This window comes from Pseudomonas sp. ES1 (genome assembly GCF_050586605.1).
GTDB lineage: Bacteria > Pseudomonadota > Gammaproteobacteria > Pseudomonadales > Pseudomonadaceae > Aquipseudomonas > Aquipseudomonas sichuanensis.
On sequence record NZ_JBOBDM010000059.1, the window covers coordinates 23,356 to 38,118 of the forward strand.

A 14,763-nucleotide genomic window follows, 5' to 3' on the forward strand; every position below is an offset into this window, starting at 1 on the left:
CGCTGACGGAGCGAGCCAGATTGCAGGGGGAGAGCAACCCGATTCGGTTCTAGGGGCAGTATCAGGACTTGGAAACGGCGCTGCACTACAACCGCTATCGTTATTACGAGCCAAAGCTAGGGCGCTATCTAACTGTCGATCCTATAGGGCTTGCGGGTGGGTTGAATACTTACGATTACGCAGCGGGTAACCCCCTAACCTATGTAGATGCTCTTGGTTTGAATCCCGCCGCTGGGTGTGTAGTTGGTGCTTGGGGTGGGCCGATTGGGTGTGGTGTTGGCGCTGTCGTCGGCACTGTGGCAGCAGCTGTGGCCGTGGGTGCTATTGTCAGTACCCCCGGGGATACTCCTGTTGAACAAGAGACTTTATTTGATAACGCTGGGCGTAAAGTCAGCCCCGTTGCGGCAGGTATGCGTCCGCCGGGAAATTGCTCGCCCGAAGAGCAGAACCGACTGCAGGATGAGGTAGAAAGTGCATGCAAAGGTGAGCCTAGAAGTTGTAGCAAGGTTACAGATACGGTCGTTGCATCCCTGTATAGGGCGAGAAATCTTCGGTGTGGTTATGCTCGTGAAGAAATTAATAATCAATGTTACGCCGACGGTGATTTGGGGCATCGCAATGAATCAATTAAAGCGTGGGAGGTGGCAGCTAGATGCGAGAGCATAATTCGTTAAGTGAAGCGCAATTAGAGATGCGCTCCGAAGTTGAGCTCGCTTTTGGTAAGCGAAACCCGCCAAGGGCTGACGAGATAATCAATACTGAATTTATTGAACCCACAAGAATCAGGAATTTTTTCAATGGCAGGGCTTGGTGGGATATTACACTCGAGGTTCTGTGGTCTGACTACTCCGGGGGCGGCTCAGCATGCCTTTCGTTTATGTCACCAAAAGGCAGGAACTATTACCTCCCACTGTATTTATTGCTTGCTGTAGAACATTATTACAAGGGAGACGCTGTGACCTTGGATTTTGCCTCAAGGTTGCTTATGTATGCTAAAGATGATCACTACTACAAAATCTCAACCTTGAATGGCGAGGAGATGAAGGCAATTGCAAAAGTACTGCGATTTCTGGCATCTAAATATGATGATAAATATGCGCAAGAGGCTTTGGATTATATATGGAAGGACTATCTGCAATAGGCCTATGCACTAAAGCGAATATTTATAGGCCAGGTACCTGCTGGGCATCATGCTTGATTACCACGAAATGCTGGCCTTCGAGCGCGATGACCTGCACCGTGAGATCGTCCGCGATCAAGGCAAAAAGCTTGTTCACACCCAACGCTGGAACGAAATGGGAAGGCCGCAGGAACAGTGGCCTGGCAGCGATGGCAAGCAATCGACCCTGTTCAAGCGCGAATACCATTACGGCGTCTTCGACCAACTGACCGATGTCCACGATACCCGCCGACGGCGTTTTGACTATACGCGATATACATCTAGCTGAGAAAAACTTACAAGAACGCATGGCTCAGGCGACTGATCGCCACGCAGCGCCCCCATTATCGAGGTCATTGTATGCGACAGCAGTACGATCCAAGCTGGGTTGAGAGCACGGCCCAGGCCAAGTGGCTTGACGATGAAGTATTCAAAGCTGTCGAAGATGAAAGTCGGCCTAAGTACTACGCCTGCTCCATGTTGCCCTACCCTTCCGGCAAGTTGCACATGGGGCATGTGCGCAACTACACAATCAATGACATGTTGACCCGCCACTTGCGCATGAAGGGCTACAACGTGCTGATGCCGATGGGGTGGGATGCGTTCGGTCTTCCCGCAGAGAACGCCGCGATGCAGTCGGGTGTATCGCCCGCACAATGGACACGAATGAACATCGCCGACATGAAGTCGCAGATGCAGCCGTTGGGGCTGGCGTTCGACTGGTCACGGGAAATCGCCACCTGCGATCCGGAATACTACAAGTGGAACCAGTGGTTTTTCTTGAAGTTGCTGGAAAAGGGCGTCGCCTACAAGAAGACCCAGATCGTCAACTGGGACCCCGTCGACCAGACCGTGCTGGCCAACGAGCAAGTGGTGGATGGTCGAGGTTGGCGATCGGGCGCCCTCGTCGAAAAACGCGAGATTCCCGGCTACTACCTGCGCATCACCCAATATGCAGAAGAGCTGCTGTCTGCCATCGAAACCCTGGAAGGTTGGCCGGACATGGTCCGCAGCATGCAACGGAACTGGATCGGCAAGGCCAGTGGGGTGCGCCTGGCCTTTGTCCACACGGTCGAGGACAGCAACGGGCAAATGATCGACGCAGGCAGGCTGTGGGTGTTCACCACACGTGTCGATACCCTGATGGGCGTGACGTTTTGTGCTGTATCACCCGATCATCCACTGGCCAAACGCGCCGCACAGCTCGATCCTGGGCTTGAGCCGAACGTGCAGGCATTTCGGCAAGCGGCACAGGCCAGCCCCGCCGCTGGCGCGCAGGTCAAGCTTGGTGTACCGAGCGGCCTGCATGTCGAGCACCCATTGACCGGCGAACCGATCGCTGTTTGGATCACCAACTATGTGGTGGGTGAGCATGGGGATGGAGCCTTGATGGGGGTGCCGGCCCACGATCAGCGCGATTTCGACTTTGCCCGTCAATATGACTTGCCCGTACACCCCGTCATCGCTTTCGAAGGTAAGCCCTACGACGCTGCGACCTGGTCGGATCGCTACGCCAGCCGCGAAGGTCGCCTGATCAACTCGGGCAGCTACGATGGCCTTACGGTGGAACAGGCATCCCAGGCAATCGCCGATGCGTTGGCCGAGCTAGGGCGTGGCGAGCTGACCACCACGTGGCGCTTGCGTGACTGGGGAATTTCTCGGCAGCGCTATTGGGGCACCCCGATTCCGATCATTCACTGCGAACACTGCGGCGATGTACCAGTGCCCTACTCGGACCTGCCGGTGGTCTTGCCGCGCGACTGCATTCCCGACGGCAGCGGCAATCCTTTGTTGCAGTGCGAAGCGTTCCTTCACGTAGCGTGCCCTCGCTGCGCCGCCCCCGCTCGGCGGGAAACAGACACCATGGACACATTTGTCGACTCGAGCTGGTACTTCATGCGCTACTGCGATCCTGACTGCCACACCACGATGGTAGGGCCAGGCCATCGGTACTGGATGCCCATCGACCAGTACATCGGTGGCATCGAGCATGCGGTGCTGCATCTGCTCTATGCCAGGTTTTGGACCAGGGCGATGCGCGACGAAGGTTTGGTGGAATTCAGCGAACCGTTCAAAAACCTGTTCACCCAAGGCATGCTGTTGCGAGACAGTTACTACCGCAAGGCTGAGGACGGTAGCCGCCGATGGTTCTACCCCGCAGAAGTATCGGTGCATTACGATGAAAAAGGTCGCCCGATCAGCGCAACAGCTATCGAAGATGGCTTGCCCGTGACCCTCGGCGGTGTGGAGAAGATGTCCAAGTCGAAGAACAACGTGGTCGAACCCAAGGACATCATCAACCGCTTTGGCGCAGACACTGCCCGGTTGTTCACTATCTTCGCCGGCCCCCCTGACCAGAGCACGGTGTGGAGCGACAGCGGTGTCGAAGGGGCTTATCGCTTCCTGCGCCGTCTGTGGAATTTCGCCGTCGACGAGCAGACGCGTTGGAGCGAAAGCGACGCCCATGTGACGAACACCGCACAAGCCAGCCAAGTGCGCTTCATGACCCATAGCCTGCTGCAGCAAATCAATAACGATTATGAGCGGCTGCAGTACAACACCGTCGTATCAGGTGCCATGAAGTTGTTCAAGGTGCTGGAGAGTGCCCCGAGCGCGGGTCGCCAAGTCTGCCGGGAAACCCTGTCCATTCTCTTGCAAGTGCTGCAACCTGTGACGCCGCATATCACCCAGGTGCTATGGGAAGTATTGGAGTTCCCCGGCGCCATCTACAACAGTGCGTGGCCAACTCCGGACAGCGACGCCTTGAGGCAGGACCAAGTGAAGTTAATGGTGCAGATCAATGGCAAGCTGCGCGGCGAGATCCAGGTCCAAGCCGATGCAGACCATGACACGATACGTCATCAGGCGCTGTCCGATTCGGCCTTGAGCAAGTATCTGGAAGGTGCGGGAAAGATGATCGTCGTACCTAACCGATTGGTGAACTTCATCGTCTGACCGTGCAGGTGGCACCAGCACATGGAAATGCCGGCATTCTCGCGATATGCCGGCTTTTCGTTCAACCTCAGTGAAAGATCCTACTGCATCCTCAAGGTATAAGCGCATTACCACTTGCCTGCCGCGCAATTCGTGTCTCGCAGAACCTCGACTCACCCCCGCCGCAACCACTCGATAAACTGCGCAAACAACTCCGACTGCGAATTAACCTCCAGCTTCAGATACAGGTTCTTGCGGTGCATGCGCACCGTCTCCGGCGAGATCCCCAGTTCATGGGCGGTGGACTTCACCGAATGCCCCTGCAACACCATCTGCGCCACTTCCCGCTCACGCTCGGTCAGCACCCCGCAACCAAAGCTGTCGAACGCGGCCTGCACGCTGCCCTTGGCCTCCGGTTGCTGCGCCAGCCCGTGCCGGGCAAAACGCAGCAGCAGTTCACGCACCATCGGCTCGACTGCCTGCAGCAGGTGCAACTGCTCGATACCCAGCCGGGCACCGCTGCAACCTTGGAACAGGCTGAGGGAGATCTTGCTGTCATTCTCCAGGTCGACGATGAAGTAGCTGTCCTCGCTGCAACCGGTGCCCAGGTAGTAGGCCTTGTAGTAGTCACTGTCGAAGAAGTTGTCCGGGGCGATGTCCTCGAGGTGATAGAAACCCTGGGCCAGGCCCTTCTGCACCGCCAGGCAGAAGGGATCGAGCAGGTAGCCGGCGGCGAAATAGCGTTCCAGCACCGCCTCGTGGTAACGGTCCGGAATACCCTGCTGGTACAGCAGCTGCGGCGCCTGGGCCTTGCGCTCCAGGCTGATCAGCATCGACTCGGCGCCCACCAGTTGGCTGATGGCGGCCGCCAGCCAGGCCAACGCATCCGGGCCCTCGCTGTGGGCGAAGGCCTGTTGCAAGGCTGCGTGCCATTGCTGCAAGGCATGAAACGGCAGGCTTATTGTGGTGTTTTCGTGTGCTCGGCTCATGCCCCGCAGTCTACCGGCCGGGGCATGGGCGCGCACCTGTGGCGGCAGGTGGGTCATTGGCCGTGGTACAGGCCCTGTTCGGCCAGCTCCCGCGCGGCATCGAGGATGCAGCTGCGCAGGGTATCGACGATCTGGTCCACCTGGGCGTGGGTGATGATCAGCGGCGGCGACATCACGTTCAGGTGCATGATCGGCCGCACCAGCAAGCCCTTGGCCTGGGCCCGCACATGGATACGCTCGCCGATGTTCACTTCGTCGGGGAATAGCGCCTTGGTCTGTTTGTTGCTCACGAACTCGACGCAGGCCATCAGCTTCATGCAGCGCACCTGGCCCACCAGCGGCAGGTCGGCCAGGGTCTGCAACTGCTGCTCCAGGTAGCTGCCGACATCGTTTACATGGGCCAGCAGGTTTTCCCGCTCGATGATCTCGATGTTCTTCAGCGCCGCCACGCAGCACACCGGGTGCCCGCTGTAGGTGAAACCGTGGGTGAAGCAGCGGCCCTTGCCGGGTTCGGCGATCACCTTCCACAGGCGCTCGGAGAAGATGCAGGCGCCCAGCGGCAGGTAGGCCGAGGTCAGGCCCTTGGCGGTGGTGATGATGTCGGGCGTGACGCCGAACAAGGCCTCGGAGGCGAAGAAGGTGCCCAGCCGGCCGAACGAGGTCACCACTTCGTCGGCGACGAACAGGATGTCGTAGGTCTGGCACACCTGCCACATGCGCTGGAAGTAGCCTTCGGGCGGGATGATCACCCCGCCCGAGCCCATGATCGGCTCGGCGAAGAAAGCGGCGACGTTGTCGGCGCCCAGCGAGAGGATCTTGTCCTCGAACTCGGCCACCAGGAAGTCGAGGAACTCGGCCTCGTCCATGTCGTCGGCGGCCCGGTAGAAGTTGGGGTTGGACACGTGGTGAATCAGCTCGTGGGCGTAGTCGAACTCCGGCACCCGGTCGGCGGCCTTGTTGCCGATCGACATGGTCAGGCAGGTGGAGCCGTGGTAGGCGTTGTAGCGGGCGATCACGTGTTTCTTGTGCGGCTTGCCGCGGCAGTTCTGGTAGTACTGGATCAGCCGGTAGGCGGTGTCTACTGCGGTGGAGCCGCCGGTGGTGAGGAACACATGATTGAGGTCGCCCGGCGCCAGGCTGGCGAGTTTCTCGCACAGTTCGATGGCCTTGGGGTTGGCCATGTCGGAGAACGGGTTCGAGTAGGCCAGTTGGCGCACCTGGTCGGCGATGGCCAGGGCCATTTCCTCGCGGCCCAGGCCGATGTTGGTGCACCACATGCCGCCGACGGCATCGAGGAAGCGGTTGCCCTCGGTGTCCTGGATGTAGGCGCCTTCACCGGCCTGGATGTTCAGCGCGCCCTGCTCGGCGTGCTCGTCGAACACATGGTAGCCGTGCATGTAGTGGGCCTTGTCGGCCTGCACCAGGCGGTCGTTGTCAACGGTGGCGGCCAGCTTGCGAATGGGGGTAGCCATGAGCGGTTCCTTGTCGAAGCGATACGGTGAAAGGTGTCAGATGCCGGTCTTGACCGTGCTCCAGACCCGAGTGATGGCGCGCATGGCCTGCGGGTCCTGGGCTTTCTGGGTGAACAGGCGTTCGCGGGTCTGGTCGTCCGGGTAGATCGCCGGGTCGTTGCGGATATCGGCCTGCACCAAGGGCGTGGCGGCAGCATTGCTGTTGGCGTAGTGGATGTAGTTGGTCACCTCGGCCATGGTCTTGGGTTGCAGCAGGTATTCGATGAAACGGTGGGCATTGGCCGCATGCGGCGCATCGCTGGGCAGGTAGAGGCTGTCGAACCAGATCAGCGAGCCTTCCTTGGGGATGAAGAACGCCAGGTTGATGTCCTTCTTCGCTTCCACCGCGCGGGCCTGGGCGGTGGCGTAGTCGCCGGACCAGGTCAGGGCCATGCACACGTCGCCGTTGGGCAGGCTGGTGAGGTAGTTCACCGAATCGAACTTCTTGATGAACGGGCGGATGCCCAGCAGGACGTCCTGGGCCGCCTTGAGGTCGGCGGGGGCGGCGCTTTTCGGGTCTTTGCCGAGGTACTTGAGGGCCAGCGGAATGACTTCGCTGGGGGCGTCCATCAGGGTCACGCCACAGTCGGCGAAGCGCGAGACGATCTTGGGGTCGAACAGCATGGCCAGCGAGCCGATGGGCGCGTCGGGCATGCGCTGCTTGATCTTGTCGACGTTGTAGGTGATGCCCGAGCTGCCCCAGGTATAGGGCGCCGAATAGACCATGCCAGGGTCGTAGGCTTGCATGCTCTGCAGCACATGCGGGTCGAGGTTGGCCCAGCTGGGCAGCTTGGCCTTGTCCAGCGGCTGGAACACCTTGGCCTTGATCAGCGGCGGCACCAGGGAGGCGTTGAGCATCACCAGGTCGTAGCCGGAGCGGCCGGTGAGCAGTTTGGTCTGCACCGTTTCGTAGCCGTCGAAGGTGTCGTAGATCACCTTGATGCCAGTTTGCTTCTCGAAATCGGCGAGGGTGTTTTCGCCGATGTAGTCGGTCCAGTTGTACAACCTGAGTGTGTTGCCGTTGTCCGCCTCGCCGGCCAGGGTGGCAGTGGCGGTACAGCACAGCAACAGACTGGAAATCACCTTGAATGCCTTGCGCATAGCAACTCCATCATGTGATCAGGATCGGCTCGGGTGAGCGGATGGGGTAACTATCGGGGGATCGAAGGATGGGGGCCATACCCCGAATGGGTGGGGGGCGATGCGATTTTGTGTCGGGCCAACAAGGCGGACAGCGGAGATGCCACAGGCATGACTGGCCCGAAACAGATGTGGGAGCTGGCTTGCCAGCGATGCGCCGCGCGGGCGGCGCTCGATCTCATAGGCGCTGCAAAAACACCGGCGGACACCTGGTGGCCCTGTACCAATATCCCGCCATGCACCTGGAGGCCATTACCAAATCCTGATTTTTCAGGGCCGATAATGTGACGCCAAACAGCCTGTCTTGAGATCGCATGAGGGCCACCAAGTGCATGACGGCACCCTTGCAGCGCCCTCAAGATCGAGCGCCGCCCGCGCGGCGCATCGCTGGCAAGCCAGCTCCCACATCTGTTTCGGGCCAGTTATGCCTGTGGGATAGGCAGCGCCTGCCCTGTTGGCATGGCGCAATTTCTCGGTGGGCGCTGCTATTGCGGCTTCAGTGGATACAGCGCGTCGTCAAACTGCTCCAGGCGCGGGAACACCATCGGCAGATCATCCGAAAGCTGCTCCAGGCGCTGCCGGTAACTGCGCAGGAAATCCTTGCGCGCTTCATCACTGATATACGGCACATGCCACGCCACGAACGGCTCCAGCACCTCGAAGCCGACATAGGCCAAGGTGCCGCGCAGAATCGGCCGCAGCATGTCCTCCAGCGGCCCGTGGATCGCCCCTTCGCCAAACATGTGCTCACGCCCGCCCAGGGTCACGGTGACCAGCGCCCGCTTGCCCGCCAACCCACCCTGGTCATAGAAACGCTTGCCGCCGTAGCACACCCCCGACACCAGCACCCGGTCGATCCAGCCCTTGAGCATCGCCGGCGCCGAGAACCAGAAGATCGGGAAGTTCAGCACCAGCAGGTCGGCCCACAGCAGCTTGTCCAGCTCCTGCTGGATATCCGCCGCGATGGACCCGCTCTTCACCCCCAGCCGTTGCTCCAGCGCATACACCAGGTACTCCGGGTTCTCCCGGTGGCTGAAGTCTTCGGCGCTGGCCACCGGGTTCCAGCCCATCGCGTACAGGTCACTCACCTGCACCTCATGGCCCTGGGCACGGAAGGTCTCGGCCGCCTGGTCACGCAGCGCGGCAGTGAAGGATTGCGGCTCGGGATGAGCGTGAACGATCAGTACTTTCATGGATGTTCCTTAAACGGTTTCCAGGGGGGATTCGGTTTTACGGGCCGCCAGCAAACGGTCGAGCCAGTCGGGGTCCATTTCCGGCTCGCAGGAGAACAGCAAGCCGGTGTAGTCGCGGTACGGTGGCCGGAAGATCGCTTCGCGGCTGCCGTGGTCGACCACCCTGCCCCGCTGCATCACCAACACCTCGTCGGCGATGGCGCGCACGGTGGCGACGTCATGGGTAATGAACAGGTAGGCCACGCCCAGCTCGCGCTGGATGCGGTCGAGCAGCTTCAGCACGCCCTCGGCCACCAGTTGGTCGAGGGCCGAGGTCACTTCGTCGCAGATGATCAGTTGCGGCTCGGCCGCCAACGCCCGGGCGATGCAGATCCGCTGCTTCTGCCCGCCGGACAGTTCGCGTGGCAGGCGATCCATGTACTTGGCCGGTTCCAGGTCGATCATGCGCAGCAGCTCGGCGACCCGCTCGCGCAGCACCTTGCCCTTCAAGCCCAGATAGAAACTCAGCGGCCGGCCAATGATGTCGACGATGCGCTGGCGTGGATTGAGCGCGGTGTCGGGGATCTGGTAGATCATCTGGATACGCCGCAGCTGCTCCTTGCTGCGCTGGCGATAGTCCGCCGGCAGCGCTTGCCCCTCATACAGCACCTGGCCCGAGGTCGGCTGCAGCAGGCCGCTGATCAAACGTGCCGTGGTGCTCTTGCCACTGCCGGACTCACCGATCACCGCCAGCGTCTGGCCGCGATACAGCTTCAGCGAGACATCGTGCAGCACCGGCTGATGGCCATAACTAGCATCGACCTGGCGCACTTCCAGCAGCGGCTGTTCATGGCTGGGGCAGGCCTTGGCAGAGGTATGGAAATTGCGCACCGCCCACAGCGATTGGGTGTAGGCCTGCTGCGGCGCACTGAGCATGGTGCGGGTCTGCGCCTCTTCCACCAGGCTGCCATGGCGCAGCACCATGATCCGGTCGGCCATCTGCGCCACCACCGCCAGGTCGTGGCTGATGTACAGCGCGGCACTGCCGAAGGTCTTCACCGCATCGCGGATCGCCGCCAGCACCTCGATCTGGGTGGTGACGTCGAGCGCCGTGGTCGGCTCGTCGAAAATGATCAGGTCCGGGTGGCAAGCCATGGCCATCGCCGTCATCACCCGCTGCAACTGGCCGCCGGACAACTGGTGCGGGTAGCGCTGGCCGATGTGCTCGGGGTCGGGCAGGCGCAGGATACGGTAAAGCTCGACCGCCTCGGCCTCGGCCTGGGCGCGGTCGATACCGCCGTTGATCACGGCGGTTTCCACATGCTGGTCGATCAGCCGGTGCGCCGGGTTGAACGAGGCCGCCGCGCTCTGCGCCACGTAGGCGATGCGCAGGCCGCGCAGCTTGCGCAGGGTGTCGGCGCTGGCCTGGAGCAACTCGATGCCATCGAAGCACACACTGCCGCCGGTGATCCGGCAACCGTCGCGCACATAGCCCATGGCGGCCAGGCCCAGCGTGGACTTGCCGGCCCCGGACTCGCCGATAAGGCCCAGTACCTCGCCGCGCTTGAGGGTCAGGTCGATGCCTTTGATCAGCGGGTGCCAGGCGTTTTCGTAATGCCCTTCGATACGCAGGTCACGGATCGTCAACAAGGTGTCTTGGCTCATGCTCAGCACTCCTTCAGGCCACTGGACAGGTGCAGCACCCAGTCGACGACAAAGTTCACGCTCACGGTGATCAACGCCACCGCCAGGGCCGGCAGCAGCGGGCTGACGTCACCGAAGGTGATCAGCACCGCGTTGTCGCGCACCATGCTGCCCCAGTCGGCAGTGGGCGGCTGGATGCCCAGGCCGAGGAACGACAAGGCGCTGATGAACAGGAAGACGAAGCAGAAGCGCAGGCCAAACTCGGCGATCAAAGGCGCCGCGGCGTTGGGCAGCACTTCGCGGCTGACCAACCACCACAGCCCCTCACCGCGCAGCCGCGCGGCCTCGACGAAGTCCTGCACCACCACGTTCATGGCCACCGCCCGCGCCAGGCGGAACACCCGGGTGGCGTCCAGCAGCGCGATCACCAGCACCAGCGAGGTGGCCGTGGTGCCGACTACGCTGAGGATCAGCAAGGCGAAGATCAGTTGCGGGATGGCCATCAGGATGTCCACCACCCGTGACAGGCCCTGGTCGATCCAGCCGCCCTTGATTGCCGCGATCAGCCCGCACAGGCCGCCCAGCAGGAACGCCAGGGTGGTGGTCAAAAAGGCGATGCCCAAGGTATTGCGGGCGCCGTACAGCAGGCGGCTGAACATGTCGCGGCCGAGGTTGTCGGTGCCCAGCAGGAACTCCGGGCCCCAGGGCGCGAACCCCTCGCCCACCACCTGGGTTTCGCCGTAGGGCGCCAGCAGTGGCGCGAACAGCGCCACCAGCAGGTAGGCGACTATCACCAGCAGGCCGAACTTGGCGCTCAGGGGCGCGCGCAGCAAAGGTGTGATCAGGCTCATGGTCTACCCCTTCGGGTGCATCAGGCGTGGGTTGCTGGCGATCGACAGCACGTCGGCGCCGGTATTGAGCAGGATGTAGGTGCCGGCGAAGATCAGGCTGCAGGCCTGCACTACCGGGATGTCGCGCTTGGCCACCGAGTCCACCAGCAACTGGCCCAGGCCCGGGTAGACGAACACCACCTCCACCACCACCACGCCCACTACCAGGTACGCCAGGTTCAGCGCCACCACGTTGACGATCGGCGCCAGGGCGTTGGGCAAGGCGTGCCTGAAAATGATCCGCGCAGGCGACACGCCCTTTAGCCGGGCCATCTCGATGTAGGGGCTGGCCAGCAGGTTGATCAACGAGGCGCGGGTCATGCGCATCATTTGCGCGATGACCACCAGGCTCAGGGTCGCCACCGGCAGCAGCGACACCTGCAGCACCTCCCCCAGCGACGCGCCCGGCGCCAGACTGGAGATGCCCGGCAGCCATTCGAGCTTGACCGCGAACACCAGGATCAGGATGTAGGCGACGAAGAACTCCGGGAACGACACCGCGCTCAGCGCACCGGTGTTCAGCAGCCGGTCGAACCAGCTGTTGCGGTAAAGCGCCGCGAGCATGCCCAGCAGCAACGCGGTGGGCACCGAGAACAGCGCCGCCAGCAGGGCCAGGCTGAAGGTGTTGCCCAGCCGCGCGCCGACCAGCTCGACGATCGGCCGCTGGTTGGCCAGGGACACGCCCAGATCGCCGTGCAGCAGGCGCCAGGCCCACTGCACGAAACGCTGCACGGGCGACAGGTCGAGCCCCAGTTGGGCGCGGAACGCCGCCACGGTTTCCGGGGTGGCCGACTGGCCGAGCATGGCCTGGGCGATATCGCCCGGGAGCATGCCCACGGCCAGGAAGATCACCACCGACACCGCGAACAGCGACAACAGGCCCAGGGCCAGGCGCTGCATCAGTAACTTGCCAAGGGTATTCACCATTGCACTCCTTCAACGCACGCGAAGTTCAGGCCTGCCACCAGCGCTCGATCACCCGCAGGCCATCGAGTTCGCCGTAGGGTGCGGTCTGCCCGCCATGCACCACCCGGGTCGAGCGTGCGGCCACGGAGCTGGCGAACAGCGGCACGATCGCCCCGCCATCGTCGCGGCACAGCGCCTGCATCTCGTTGTACATCTCGCGGCGCAGCGTCTCGTTCATCTCGCCGCGGGCGGCGTTGAGCAGTTGGTTGAAGCGCGGGTTGTCCCAGTGGGTCTCGTTCCACGCCGCGCCCTTGGCGTAGCCGATGCTGAACATGCGGTCGGCGGTCAGGCTGGAGTACCAGAACGAGGTGGTGAAGGGTTGTTTCATCCAGACATTGGAGAAGATGCCATCGGCCGGTTCGCGCACCACGTCGATGTCGATCCCGGCCTGGCGCGCCTGCTCCTTGAACAGCACCGAGGCATCCACCGCGCCGCTGTAGGCGGCATCGGAGGCCTGCAGGCGCACCTTGAGGCTGTCCATGCCGGCCTGGCGCAGATAGAAGCGCGCCTTGTCCGGGTCGTAGGCGCGTTGTTCCAGGGCCGGGTTGATGAAGCGGTTGGCCGGCTGCAGCGGATGGTCGTTGCCGACCTGGCCGTAGCCATACAGCACCGAGGCCAGCAGCGCCTCGCGGTCGACCGCGTGCTTGAGGGCCAGGCGCACGTTGTTGTCCTTGAACTGTGCGCTGTCGGTGAGCATCGGGAAGGTGTAGTGCTGGGCGCCCTTGGTTTCCTCGATCACCAGTTTCGGGTTGCGCTTGAGCAGGGCCACGGTCTTGAGGTCGACCTTGTTGATCACATCGACCTTGCCGGTGACCAGGGCGTTGACCCGCGCGGCGCCGTCGGCGATGGCGAGCAGCTCGGCGCTGGCGAAGTGCGCCCTGCCCGGCTTCCAGTAGTCGGGGCTGCGCTCCAGGTCCATGCGCACGCCCGGCTCGAAGCCCTTGATGCGGTAGCCGCCGGTGCCGATGCCGGCCTGCCAGTCGGCCAGGCCATCTTTGGCAGGCATTATCACCAGGTGGTAGTCGGCGACCACGTAGGCGAAGTCGGCGTTGCCCGAGTGCAGTTCGAACACCACGGTGTCGGGGGCGCTGGCGTGAACCTGGGCGACGTCGCCCAGTACGGTCTTGGCGGCCGAGGTGGATTTCTCGCCCAGGTGGTGCTGGATCGAGGCGACCACATCGTCGGCGGTGAGGGTCTTGCCGTTATGGAAGGTCACGCCCTGGCGCAGGGTGAAGGTCCAGGTTTTCGCGTCCGGGCTCGAGACCCAGCGCTCGGCCAGCTCAGGGATGGCGGTGCCGTCCACGGCGATTTCGGTGAGGGTGTTGTACACCGCCGAGAAGCCGATGAAGGTGAAGGTGTCGACCCAGGAGCCCGGGTCCTTGGAGTCGGTAGTGCTGCCCCCCGCCAGGCCCAGGCGCAGGGTGCCACCGGGTTTTGGCGTGGCCTCGGCGGCATGACCGCCCAGTGGCAGGCCGAGGGAAAACGCCCCGGCGATGGCCGCGGCGGCGGCGCTGTATTTCAGGAAGTCCCGGCGCGGCAAACCGCCGTCGAGAATGGCCTGAGGACTGTTCTTGTTGTTATCGCTCATGCATGTGCCCCTGTTGAACCGCAAGGAATTGTTGTTCGGTCAAAGCGGAGTGCGTAGAAGCTGTGTATTATTTGTAATTGTTACCGTAACAAATACATTAGCGGCACGACAAGCTGTTTTCCAAAGGGCCCGAGCAGGGCAATTTTCATCGTGTAACATGAGCGTTTTCGCAGGGAGCCACTTCCTCCATGAGCCAGTCGACCCGCCTGATCACGGCTTCGTACATTCTCTCGTTCGTGGCGGCCAATGCCCCGCAGAAGCTGCGCACCGAGACCATCGCCAAGTGGGTGAAAGTGCACCCCACCCGCGTGCGCGGGCTGGTGTCGCAGATGGTCAAGGCCGATATCCTCACCTCGTACCGCGGCGCCCAGGGCGGCGTGACCCTGGCCCGCCCGCCGCAGCAGATCACCCTGCGCGAGGTGTATGACGCGGTGCAGGAAAGCTCGCTGATCGCCGAGAAGATCGACAACCCGTTTGCCGGGCTGGAGGATCACTGCAAGGTGTTCGAGGTGTTCACCCGGTTGTTCGCGATGCTGGAGCAGAACATGCGGTTGGACTTGGGGGCGATCACCGCGGATCAGCTATTTGTGGCGTTTGATACCCCGCAGGAGCAGGTTGTGTAGCAGCAGGCTTCAAAGCCCACCCAGCAATCACGCCAGGCAAACAAGGCGGACAGCGATGAAATCACAGGAGTAACTGGCCCGAAACAGATGTGGGAGCTGGCTTGCCAGCGATGCGCCGCGCGGGCGGCGCTCGATCTCACAGGCGCT

At 62.1% G+C, this 14,763-nt stretch carries 13 protein-coding genes and 1 pseudogene; 6 read left to right on the top strand and 8 right to left on the bottom strand.

Annotation, left to right across the window (positions count from 1 at the left end; all coding sequences use genetic code 11):
• Positions 1-65 precede the first annotated feature (65 nt).
• From ACQ4N9_RS21605 to leuS, 5 genes and pseudogenes are all read left to right on the top strand, one after another.
• A pseudogene (locus ACQ4N9_RS21605) lies at positions 66-209 on the top strand (RHS repeat-associated core domain-containing protein); the annotation flags it as partial.
• 201 nt (positions 210-410) lie between these two features.
• Entirely contained in the window at positions 411-674 is a 264-nt protein-coding gene (locus ACQ4N9_RS21610; protein WP_390969983.1) for a hypothetical protein, read from the top strand.
• Positions 653-1,141, top strand: a complete 489-nt coding sequence (locus ACQ4N9_RS21615; RefSeq protein WP_430933681.1) for a DUF6714 family protein — start codon at positions 653-655, stop codon at positions 1,139-1,141. The genes ACQ4N9_RS21610 and ACQ4N9_RS21615 overlap by 22 nt, the downstream gene beginning before the upstream one ends.
• 49 nt (positions 1,142-1,190) lie before the next feature.
• On the top strand, positions 1,191-1,448 hold the full coding sequence (locus tag ACQ4N9_RS21620) for a hypothetical protein (protein WP_390969937.1): 258 nt from the start codon (positions 1,191-1,193) through the stop codon (positions 1,446-1,448).
• 71 nt (positions 1,449-1,519) lie between these two features.
• Positions 1,520-4,114, top strand: a complete 2,595-nt coding sequence (gene leuS / locus ACQ4N9_RS21625; protein ID WP_390969935.1) for a leucine--tRNA ligase — start codon at positions 1,520-1,522, stop codon at positions 4,112-4,114.
• A gap of 152 nt (positions 4,115-4,266) precedes the next feature.
• On the opposite strand, the gene ACQ4N9_RS21630 is transcribed toward leuS, so the two are convergent.
• From ACQ4N9_RS21630 to ACQ4N9_RS21665, 8 genes are all read right to left on the bottom strand, one after another.
• The gene (locus ACQ4N9_RS21630; protein WP_223811829.1) at positions 4,267-5,082 is read right to left on the bottom strand and encodes a helix-turn-helix domain-containing protein; all 816 of its coding nucleotides are present in this window, start codon (positions 5,080-5,082) and stop codon (positions 4,267-4,269) included.
• Between the two features lie 53 nt (positions 5,083-5,135).
• On the bottom strand, positions 5,136-6,554 hold the full coding sequence (locus tag ACQ4N9_RS21635; protein WP_390969933.1) for an aminotransferase: 1,419 nt from the start codon (positions 6,552-6,554) through the stop codon (positions 5,136-5,138).
• Between the two features lie 36 nt (positions 6,555-6,590).
• Positions 6,591-7,694 carry a polyamine ABC transporter substrate-binding protein gene (locus tag ACQ4N9_RS21640; protein ID WP_258641952.1) on the bottom strand — a complete coding sequence of 368 codons (1,104 nt, stop codon included), beginning with the start codon at positions 7,692-7,694 and terminating at the stop codon, positions 6,591-6,593.
• A 524-nt stretch (positions 7,695-8,218) separates the two neighbouring features.
• Complete coding sequence (locus ACQ4N9_RS21645; protein ID WP_390969931.1) at positions 8,219-8,926, bottom strand: NAD(P)H-dependent oxidoreductase; 708 nt, start codon at positions 8,924-8,926, stop codon at positions 8,219-8,221.
• A gap of 9 nt (positions 8,927-8,935) precedes the next feature.
• Positions 8,936-10,570, bottom strand: a complete 1,635-nt coding sequence (locus ACQ4N9_RS21650; RefSeq protein ID WP_390969929.1) for an ABC transporter ATP-binding protein — start codon at positions 10,568-10,570, stop codon at positions 8,936-8,938.
• A 2-nt stretch (positions 10,571-10,572) separates the two neighbouring features.
• Positions 10,573-11,400 (bottom strand): ABC transporter permease, encoded by an 828-nt coding sequence (locus ACQ4N9_RS21655; protein WP_390969928.1) that lies wholly within the window; start codon positions 11,398-11,400, stop codon positions 10,573-10,575.
• A 3-nt stretch (positions 11,401-11,403) separates the two neighbouring features.
• Positions 11,404-12,363, bottom strand: coding sequence for an ABC transporter permease (locus ACQ4N9_RS21660; RefSeq protein WP_110992889.1), 960 nt, complete (start codon positions 12,361-12,363; stop codon positions 11,404-11,406).
• A gap of 28 nt (positions 12,364-12,391) precedes the next feature.
• Positions 12,392-13,993, bottom strand: a complete 1,602-nt coding sequence (locus ACQ4N9_RS21665) for an ABC transporter substrate-binding protein (RefSeq protein ID WP_390969926.1) — start codon at positions 13,991-13,993, stop codon at positions 12,392-12,394.
• Positions 13,994-14,181: 188 nt separating this feature from the next.
• On the opposite strand from ACQ4N9_RS21665, the gene ACQ4N9_RS21670 reads away from it, so the two are divergent.
• On the top strand, positions 14,182-14,616 hold the full coding sequence (locus ACQ4N9_RS21670) for an RrF2 family transcriptional regulator (protein ID WP_125858889.1): 435 nt from the start codon (positions 14,182-14,184) through the stop codon (positions 14,614-14,616).
• Positions 14,617-14,763: the final 147 nt, after the last annotated feature.

Excerpts from the sequence above, each read along its gene's own strand:
- ACQ4N9_RS21610 (WP_390969983.1), top strand. The coding sequence starts at position 411 with ATGCGTCCGCCGGGAAATTGCTCGCCCGAAGAGCAGAACCGACTGCAG.
- ACQ4N9_RS21615 (WP_430933681.1), top strand. The coding sequence starts at position 653 with ATGCGAGAGCATAATTCGTTAAGTGAAGCGCAATTAGAGATGCGCTCC.
- ACQ4N9_RS21620 (WP_390969937.1), top strand. The coding sequence starts at position 1,191 with ATGCTTGATTACCACGAAATGCTGGCCTTCGAGCGCGATGACCTGCAC.
- leuS (WP_390969935.1), top strand. The coding sequence starts at position 1,520 with ATGCGACAGCAGTACGATCCAAGCTGGGTTGAGAGCACGGCCCAGGCC.
- ACQ4N9_RS21630 (WP_223811829.1), bottom strand. The coding sequence starts at position 5,082 with ATGAGCCGAGCACACGAAAACACCACAATAAGCCTGCCGTTTCATGCC.
- ACQ4N9_RS21635 (WP_390969933.1), bottom strand. The coding sequence starts at position 6,554 with ATGGCTACCCCCATTCGCAAGCTGGCCGCCACCGTTGACAACGACCGC.
- ACQ4N9_RS21640 (WP_258641952.1), bottom strand. The coding sequence starts at position 7,694 with ATGCGCAAGGCATTCAAGGTGATTTCCAGTCTGTTGCTGTGCTGTACC.
- ACQ4N9_RS21645 (WP_390969931.1), bottom strand. The coding sequence starts at position 8,926 with ATGAAAGTACTGATCGTTCACGCTCATCCCGAGCCGCAATCCTTCACT.
- ACQ4N9_RS21650 (WP_390969929.1), bottom strand. The coding sequence starts at position 10,570 with ATGAGCCAAGACACCTTGTTGACGATCCGTGACCTGCGTATCGAAGGG.
- ACQ4N9_RS21655 (WP_390969928.1), bottom strand. The coding sequence starts at position 11,400 with ATGAGCCTGATCACACCTTTGCTGCGCGCGCCCCTGAGCGCCAAGTTC.
- ACQ4N9_RS21665 (WP_390969926.1), bottom strand. The coding sequence starts at position 13,993 with ATGAGCGATAACAACAAGAACAGTCCTCAGGCCATTCTCGACGGCGGT.
- ACQ4N9_RS21670 (WP_125858889.1), top strand. The coding sequence starts at position 14,182 with ATGAGCCAGTCGACCCGCCTGATCACGGCTTCGTACATTCTCTCGTTC.